Annotated in this window: 12 protein-coding genes and 1 pseudogene; 7 read left to right on the top strand and 6 right to left on the bottom strand. The window is 38.5% G+C overall.

Annotation, left to right across the window (positions count from 1 at the left end):
* From B4237_RS02005 to B4237_RS01990, 4 genes and pseudogenes are all read right to left on the bottom strand, one after another.
* Positions 1-350 (bottom strand): annotated as a pseudogene (locus tag B4237_RS02005) (3'-5' exonuclease); the annotation flags it as partial.
* Complete coding sequence (locus B4237_RS02000; protein ID WP_286941085.1) at positions 347-1,468, bottom strand: ATP-binding protein; 1,122 nt, start codon at positions 1,466-1,468, stop codon at positions 347-349. The pseudogene B4237_RS02005 and the gene B4237_RS02000, both read right to left, overlap by 4 nt.
* A 2-nt stretch (positions 1,469-1,470) precedes the next feature.
* A complete protein-coding gene (locus tag B4237_RS01995) occupies positions 1,471-1,800 on the bottom strand; it encodes a hypothetical protein (protein WP_286941084.1) in 330 nt (109 codons plus the stop codon).
* Positions 1,800-2,261: a hypothetical protein gene (locus B4237_RS01990; RefSeq protein WP_286941082.1), complete on the bottom strand. Its 462-nt coding sequence runs from the start codon at positions 2,259-2,261 to the stop codon at positions 1,800-1,802. The genes B4237_RS01995 and B4237_RS01990 overlap by 1 nt, the downstream gene beginning before the upstream one ends.
* Positions 2,262-2,472: 211 nt before the next feature.
* Here B4237_RS01990 and B4237_RS01985 point away from each other — a divergent pair, with 211 nt between their 5' ends.
* Positions 2,473-2,676 carry a hypothetical protein gene (locus B4237_RS01985; protein ID WP_286941080.1) on the top strand — a complete coding sequence of 68 codons (204 nt, stop codon included), beginning with the start codon at positions 2,473-2,475 and terminating at the stop codon, positions 2,674-2,676.
* 8 nt (positions 2,677-2,684) lie between these two features.
* On the opposite strand, the gene B4237_RS01980 is transcribed toward B4237_RS01985, so the two are convergent.
* Positions 2,685-2,909 (bottom strand): hypothetical protein, encoded by a 225-nt coding sequence (locus B4237_RS01980; RefSeq protein WP_286941079.1) that lies wholly within the window; start codon positions 2,907-2,909, stop codon positions 2,685-2,687.
* Between the two features lie 51 nt (positions 2,910-2,960).
* The gene (locus B4237_RS01975) at positions 2,961-3,707 is read right to left on the bottom strand and encodes a S24 family peptidase (RefSeq protein ID WP_286941077.1); all 747 of its coding nucleotides are present in this window, start codon (positions 3,705-3,707) and stop codon (positions 2,961-2,963) included.
* Positions 3,708-3,836: 129 nt separating this feature from the next.
* On the opposite strand from B4237_RS01975, the gene B4237_RS01970 reads away from it, so the two are divergent.
* The 6 genes from B4237_RS01970 to B4237_RS01945 form a co-directional block, all read left to right on the top strand.
* Positions 3,837-4,070 (top strand): hypothetical protein, encoded by a 234-nt coding sequence (locus tag B4237_RS01970; RefSeq protein WP_045503992.1) that lies wholly within the window; start codon positions 3,837-3,839, stop codon positions 4,068-4,070.
* Positions 4,067-4,330: a hypothetical protein gene (locus tag B4237_RS01965; RefSeq protein WP_118902752.1), complete on the top strand. Its 264-nt coding sequence runs from the start codon at positions 4,067-4,069 to the stop codon at positions 4,328-4,330. The genes B4237_RS01970 and B4237_RS01965 overlap by 4 nt, the downstream gene beginning before the upstream one ends.
* A 51-nt stretch (positions 4,331-4,381) precedes the next feature.
* Entirely contained in the window at positions 4,382-4,771 is a 390-nt protein-coding gene (locus B4237_RS01960; RefSeq protein ID WP_286941073.1) for a hypothetical protein, read from the top strand.
* Between the two features lie 41 nt (positions 4,772-4,812).
* Positions 4,813-5,109: a hypothetical protein gene (locus tag B4237_RS01955; RefSeq protein WP_286941071.1), complete on the top strand. Its 297-nt coding sequence runs from the start codon at positions 4,813-4,815 to the stop codon at positions 5,107-5,109.
* Complete coding sequence (locus B4237_RS01950; protein WP_286941069.1) at positions 5,106-5,462, top strand: hypothetical protein; 357 nt, start codon at positions 5,106-5,108, stop codon at positions 5,460-5,462. Before B4237_RS01955 ends, B4237_RS01950 begins: the two co-directional genes overlap by 4 nt.
* 58 nt (positions 5,463-5,520) lie before the next feature.
* On the top strand, positions 5,521-6,098 hold a 578-nt coding region (locus B4237_RS01945; RefSeq protein WP_286941066.1), incomplete at its 3' end, for a hypothetical protein.

The following is a 6,098-nucleotide window of genomic DNA, read 5'->3' as shown; positions in this document are numbered from 1 at the left end:
CATACCATACGCGCCAAAGCTAAAGTACAAATTGCCTTAACGTTTATATTCTTATCGGCCAGTTTTATAGCTTGAATATCGTAATCAACATTGTGGCCAATAATGAATTGAATACCATCAGGTAAACGGAAAGTTTCGTAGCTTGGCTTTCCAGCAATGTCTGATTCAAGAATGTGATGCACAGCCATTGCGCCGTAGCTTATAGGTTCGGGGCAAGAAAAATACTCATCAAAACAAGCATCTTTATTTGCCTTTAATTCACCATTTTCAAAGTAGACAGGAACATGGGCTATCTCGATTGGATAGCCGTTCATGTCATGAGTTTCAGTGTCTAAAATTATTGCGCTCATGCATGTAATTCCTGTTTAGCTAGGTTGTCGATTTCCTGTTTTACAGCTTCAAGTTTTGAAGCTTCAATTTGTGTTAATGCATCTAAGCCAAGGTATTCACATACGCTTTTGATATCCAAGCCGCGCTCAGCAATAAAATCTTGGAGTTCATCTCTTTGAGCGTCACTGATGCCTAAAAATTCAGGAGGACTAATCCATTTATTTTGTTCTTTATCAAAAGTGCAATTCAGTGCTTTAGCGCGTTGCAACATAGCTTGTCGCATGTTCTGGTAATACATATGGTCTTTAACTAATGACTCAGTTAGCTGGTTTAGATCACCCGCGTGTTCAGCTTCATTGCAACTTTGTTTCCAGTTCTCAAATTCCTCAAAAGCTTTAGCAGATGCTAATTGAGATGGTGTAAGGGTATTGATGTGGGCTTTTGCTTGTGAGATGAGTTCAGCCAAGAAAGTTGGACTGGTTTTTAAATCTGGAACCCAAACTTCACCAGTTTCACCACCTAATGCACCAGCATTTTTTGCATGATGAGTATCGGTAGGATTGAAACTTATTACGCGAGCTGATTTACCTTCTTGAGTTCTAACAGTGGTTAAATAACCCATGACATCAGCTATTCGATAAAGCTCATTTCGGTTTTTCCCACCTAGATCTGGGCGATGTATAGTCTGATCACCATTTTCACTTTCAACTGCATGGGCTATGAAAACAACATCTTTACCCATTGCAATAAGCATATGAACATAACTCTTAAAGATATTATTGGCTGAACCTTGGGCTTTAAGCTTTAATGTTCCATCTTTTTGGCGATTTTCAGAGATACCGAGTAGGTGAGTCTTAATACACTCAAGCATTGCACCCACTGTATCAATTACTACAGTATTAAAAGGTGCAAGATCCTGTGGAGTTAGATTTGCTATATCAGTCCATTTTTGAACTGGAATAACTGCCCCGCGACGTAACTCACCAGTACGATGAGCACCTTTGTCAAAGTCGAATGAAACTGCTTTATCCGCAGTAAATCCCATTGAGGTTTTACCAAGACCAGGATCAGCATATATATAGGTAATGATTGCATTAACCTGTAGGGGCTGATCAGAAGTAATAATATTAAGAGCCATGATTACAACCCCTTATTAGATTTAGCGTTGTTATAAGACATACGTTGGTTTGCACTGTACGGAGTGCGTTGAAAGCATTCTTTAGAAAACATTTCTGCACGTTCTTTTTTGCGTCGGAACTCTACTTCTTGCTGTAAGTTGCGAAGTATCCAAGGCTTAGCTTTCAACAAATCAGGATCTACAGGTGTACCGCCGTTTTCGGTCTCAAGACGAATATCTGTAAGGCGATAATTTGTAGAAAAAGTCTGTGGTCCAAGACGGACGTGATAGCGTCCTTTTTCATCGCGGGTAATAAACTCGCAGAATGGGGTAGTGAAGCGCTTCTTTTCCATCAGATCGCCTCCGCCAGTTTGTGCTTTTCAATGTATGCAGCTAGCTGTGCATTGATGTTTCTGTGATCGTCGTAGATCGTGAAGTCTTTATAGTTGTTGCCGTTAGCATCAGTGATTTGACCGATCTCAAGATTAATGATGTCTACAGCAGTGAACTCTGAACCAGGTACGCCGTAGCTATCGGGATGTTTATCGAAAACAAACTTTACTGGTACACGGAAACCATCAAGATTAATAACAGCTTCGCCTGTAATGTCAGAAGTAAGTTTTAGTGTCATAACGCCGTAGTAGCTTGGCTTTACGTTTGCTAATGTTGGTTGGCTTGAATGTGCTGTTTGGTAATCACAAGATGAAACAGCTGAAGCTATCCCAACGATTAAAAGACTTGCAGTTACCCATGTACCCAATACAACTTTTCCAAATTGAAAAGCTGAATTGCTTTGAATTGTGTTTTGTTCCATAATCAACCTCATGTTGTGGAAAGCCCTGATCGCCGTAGGAAGTTGTCAGGGCTTTTTGCTGTGTATGAGGTAAATATACCTACAAGGTAAAATAATGTAAATACCTGCAAGGTAAAATTTAATAAATTAATTTATACTTTATAGGTAAAATATTATGTTTTAATAGATAAAAGAAAACCCACACTGGGTGGGCTGGATGGAGTTTATTTAAATGAGAATTATAGAAGACCGCAAAGAATGGCGTACTAATACTATTAACCATCTGGTTGAAAATGGTCACAACGCCTTAGATGCGATTAATGGTGTAAAAGCAATTGAAAGTTACTTATTTGGTTTTGACAATGAAGTAATTATCCATGTCCAGAATGAAAAACAAAAAGAAGCTCTCAAAAATTTCATTGAAAGCTTCGGGTAGTTATGTATTTAACTCTCAAGAGTAATATTGACATCTAAGGATCTGTTTGCAACGGTCTTATGACATTGGTTATATAACTTAAGATAGTACTCTCTTGGATTTTCGTCCTTGGACTTGGATTTTCCGTAAAAAGTCTCCTCTTGGGAAATTAAAACCATTAAATCATAAGCAACCCTTTCAATAGAATTATCTTTGATTTCAATTGGTTTACTGATTTCAGTTTTATCAACCATTTCTTTCTCCACCCGATCTGTTGTCATGACTGTGTCGGGTTCACAGTTTTATTATGGTTTAACTAAAGCCGACTCTAAGTGACCAACAAAACTCAATTCGTTAAGCTGCTCTTTGGTAATAACTTCATCTGGGTATTTATTCTTATCAGGATTATCACTTTGCAGGCGCACCGTCTCATTATCAATGCTTATAAAGATTCGCTTCATGCGTAATAAACCACTATGAATAAACACATAGACATCGCCATTGATGATGCTTGATGTATCAACAGGGGATACATCTACAAATAAAGGACTATCAGGCGCTACGGTTGGCCACATGCTGTATTCAGCAGAATAAATTACACGTAGGTTCTTAGGATTAGCCTTAATACCAAGCAGCTTCAATATATATGGATCTATATCAAGATAATCTGTAATTTCTTCCAAAAAGTTTGTGACTCCATTGCCACATGAAGCTTTAACATTTTTATGCACAGGAATCCTTACTGTGTTTTTGTTTTCATCGGATGAATTGAATCTTAAAGGTGATATATAGACCTCATCTTTGGACGGCACATTGATTGGTGGCGCAATAGATTGATCTAAAAATCCTTTAGGTTTACCGAAAGCTTGTTCAATTTTTTCAGCCGTTTCATCACCAATATTCTTCGTTGGGTTCTTTCCAATGTATTGACTGAGCAAGTTGTAAGACATTTCAATTTTTTCAGCAAATTCAGACCTGCTTATACCTAAGTCTTTCATAAGCTTTCTAGTATTACTAAGTCTTATCTCATGAATTGTTTGCAATTCAGCCATGATGAACTCTACCACCTTTTAATTACTTGATAATTTACCTGCTAGGTAGAAAAAATAAATACCCTGACAGGTTGTTTTTTATTTACCTAATAGGTATATTTATATTTAATTTACCTAATAGGTGTACTTATGCTCACTCTTTACGATTTTTGGCGTGGGTTAGAGAAAAGTGAACGTATCCATTTTTGTGAAGTAACAAGCATTTCTTATGGATATATGGAGTCTCACTTAATTCACGGCCGTAAAAAACCAAGTATGGACACCATTCAAAAGATGGTTGATGCCAGCGAAAAAAAACTAACCCATGAGGGTTTGTTTAACTTCTTTTTAGGAAAAAAAGTAGAGCAACAGGTGGTTGTATGAGTCTTGAAAAAGAAGATCTTCGTTTGAAGATGCTCCCAGACATGATGGAGCGATTGCGACTTATCGCAGATGTTCGCGGTAAAGATTATGCACATCAAGCAATTATCCTTTTAGAAAAAGCAATCATGGGGGATTACCACGAGGTTAGCTTAATGCTTGAAAGGGCTAATAAAAATAGGAAGAAAAGGGAGAGTTTGGGATTAGTTGGGCGTGTAGGGGTAAACCCCGAATCACAAATTTTAGAAATTAAAAAAGCCTGATATCTGACATCAGGCTTTTAGGCATCCAAATCTATAGCGAGATTGAACAAGATGAATATACCAAAACACCCATGCGCTAACAAGTGCAGTGAATTTAAAGCAGAGCAATGCAAGCATTGTTTGATTTCTACAGATTTCGAACTATCAGCTGATGCTGATTTTATAGCTGGGGATGTGGTTGTACTAACTGGGGCATGTCGTAACTTTCACTCAGATGATCTGTTTGAGGTTCAGCGAAATTTTACCAACACTTTACGAGTGATTAAGTCTAAAAACCATAAATTGCTTGTTTCTGATAATGAAATACGACACGCCACACCAGTCGAACTTCAGCAAAATCGCCGTGTAAATAAAATCATATTAGATGATGACATGAGTGACGATTCACATCTCGAAAACAACATTTCACCACTTTGCAAAAGCTATTCAAATGATGAGTAGATTCATTTGAGTAAAGCTTTAGATGCACAAAAGGAGGTTTCATGAACTCCAAATTTCAAAAACAACCTGAGTTTAAGCAAGATCAGCAGGTTCAATCATTTTATGAACACGCATTGCGATTGCTTGATCTTATGTTTGAAAGAAAGAAACAAAACTTAAGATCAAAAGGTTATGACGAAAATAATGCCGCAGTTACCAAAGTTGAATTTTCAGAAACTATGGCGCGCCAATTTCGAATAACACAATGGCTATCTCAGCAGATTGTCAGCAGCCTCATAAAAGCTGATCAGGTGCATTCATTTGGAGGTTACATAAAACCCAAGGCTGGTGAGTCATGAAATATGTAGTAAAGAGAAAGCAGGAAATATCCGTTTCTAAATCACCTGTTGAAAATGTGATTCCGTTAGAGCAGCCAGTGAAAATCTACACAGCAATAGAACTAGCTGCAATGCCTTTGTCAAAAATGAACGCAGCAATAGAAGCTCAAGAAAGATTTTACATGCTTGAAGAAATTACTCATATGGGGGGGCAAGCCATAGCAGTTCGCCGTCTAATGGAAGATGGACACTTGTTAATTCAAGTGAAAGAAAAGTCACGTACACGATACAAGATCAACAACGAGTTTATTCCACCAAGGATTATTCGTCAGCTGGGAAAGCGTGGGTTAGTGAAGTTAGTAAGGGGTGAATAATGATTATGTTACCCATCACAAGCCCCTTCAAAGCCCCTTTAAAGGAGGGTGAATAACTATGCGCGACTATGCAAAAGTGTCTCCACATTTCTGGACGGGTACCACTGGAAAGAAATTACGCAGCAGCCCTGAGGCTGTAATTGTTGCTATGTATTTAATGACAAGCCCGCATGCAAATATGCTTGGTCTTTATTACATGCCACTTTTATATGTTGCCCACGAAACTGGATTGGGCTTAGAAGGGGCTTCAAAGGGGCTTCGAAGTGCATGTGAAGCGGGTTTTTGTAGCTATGACGAGGCTAGTGAAACGGTATGGGTGCATGAAATGGCGCGCTTTCAAGTGGCTGACTCATTAAAGCCAGCTGACAACCGCTGTAAGAGTGTACAAAAAGACTATGACTCACTACCTTCAAACCCTTTCCTAGCAAGCTTTTTCGATAAATACGCGCAAGCATTTTGCATGACTCAAAAGCGCGACGGAAGTGCTAAAAACAATAGCCCCTTAGAAGCCCCTTCAAACCCCCTTCGAAGCCAAGAACAGGAACAGGAGCAAGAACAGGATCAAGAACAAGAGAATTCACACACACAAAACGCGGGTGAAAAAACTTGGACTGCAAATACTGAAATTTTGCTAAA

Source organism: Acinetobacter sp. UBA6526, from assembly GCF_002434875.1.
GTDB classification, from domain to species: Bacteria; Pseudomonadota; Gammaproteobacteria; order Pseudomonadales; family Moraxellaceae; genus Acinetobacter; species Acinetobacter venetianus.
The sequence above is the reverse complement of the archived record's forward strand: the minus strand, read 5'-3'. Positions and strand labels throughout refer to the sequence as shown.